The sequence below is a fragment of the uncultured Campylobacter sp. genome (assembly GCF_937949835.1).
Lineage (GTDB): Bacteria > Campylobacterota > Campylobacteria > Campylobacterales > Campylobacteraceae > Campylobacter_B.
Map to the genome: position 1 here is coordinate 1 of NZ_CALEDC010000401.1, position 1,180 is coordinate 1,180.

1 protein-coding gene and 1 pseudogene are annotated in these 1,180 nt (G+C 46.2%); one reads left to right on the forward strand and one right to left on the reverse strand.

Annotated elements, in window-relative coordinates; genetic code table 11:
- Positions 1-542: 542 nt before the first annotated feature.
- Complete coding sequence (locus Q0256_RS09140) at positions 543-791, reverse strand: MGMT family protein (protein WP_297962387.1); 249 nt, start codon at positions 789-791, stop codon at positions 543-545.
- Between the two features lie 158 nt (positions 792-949).
- Here Q0256_RS09140 and Q0256_RS09145 point away from each other — a divergent pair.
- Positions 950-1,180: pseudogene (locus tag Q0256_RS09145) on the forward strand (hypothetical protein); the annotation flags it as partial.

A 1,180-nucleotide genomic window follows, 5' to 3' on the forward strand; every position in this document is an offset into this window, starting at 1 on the left:
ACCGATTAGATAGGCTTTCGTTTAATCTGAAATAAAATTTAAAATTTCGTCCTTTTTTCTCCGCCTCTCGCAGAAGTCGCATCTATTTAAAATTTTAACGCGCCGAGGACGGACAGATCGGCCGCCGGTTCGGCCGCTACAAAATTTGCGATAGCCAAAATCTACAAGCGGCGCCGAAACGGGCGCGAAAGCCTGCAGTGAAAAAACTAATAGGCGGCGTCGCGCCTGCTTCGTAAAATTGCGGCGAGCTGATTGCCGAGGAGCCCGCTTAAATTAGCGTTTTAAACCGCCACGCAAAAAAGATAAAATTCTATCTTTTCGCGCATGATGATTTGCGTCGCATCTACAAGCAAATAAAGCTCGCAGGCTCTTAGCGATCGGTAGCGCCTAGCTTCCATCTCACCCTGCCGCCGCTTTGTAAATTTAAAATTTCGCGCCGCGGACAATTTAGAATTTTTGCCGCAAATGATTTGAAATTTCGCGCTTCAAACGATCCGTAAATTCTATGCCGGGCTGCTTATAGGGCGATTAAAATTCTATACCTAGCACTCCCAGCGGTGCTTTTTCATACAGGCGCGCTCGCCTCTAAATTCCACGCCTTCGGCCTCTAGCAGTTCGCGCTGAGCCGCAAAGCTCGCCGCCAAGGCGCCCGCGTGGTTTACGACGCGGTGGCACGGGTAGTCGCCGTAGAGCTCTGCTTGCGAGAGCACGCGCCCCACGAGCCGCGAGTGAGCGGGCAGCCCGATTAGGCGCGCGATCTGTCCGTAGCTAGCGACTCTGCCCGCAGAGATTTCCTACACGACCGATAAAATTTCATAGATCAAATTTTGCGTCAAAACCATGGCGCGATTATACTCTTTGGCGTTTAAATTTAGACCTAATTTTAGCCGCTTTGCGGCGCTAAATTCGATATAATTTCTAAAATTTAGCGCTTTAAAAGGAGTAAGCTGTGGACGAAAAATTTCAATCAGACACGAAAGAGCTGGACAAGAAATTTGCCGCTATCCCTGAAAATTTAAAGAAGCGATACGATAGGCATAGATTTATCAGACGCGTGATTATGGCGTATTGGTCATCGGCGTTTGCTACTTTTTATTTTTCGATGATATTGGGAACATATTTAGAGTCATTTTTTACAAATATCGGTATAAAATTATCATCTGAAATTTTTATATATATT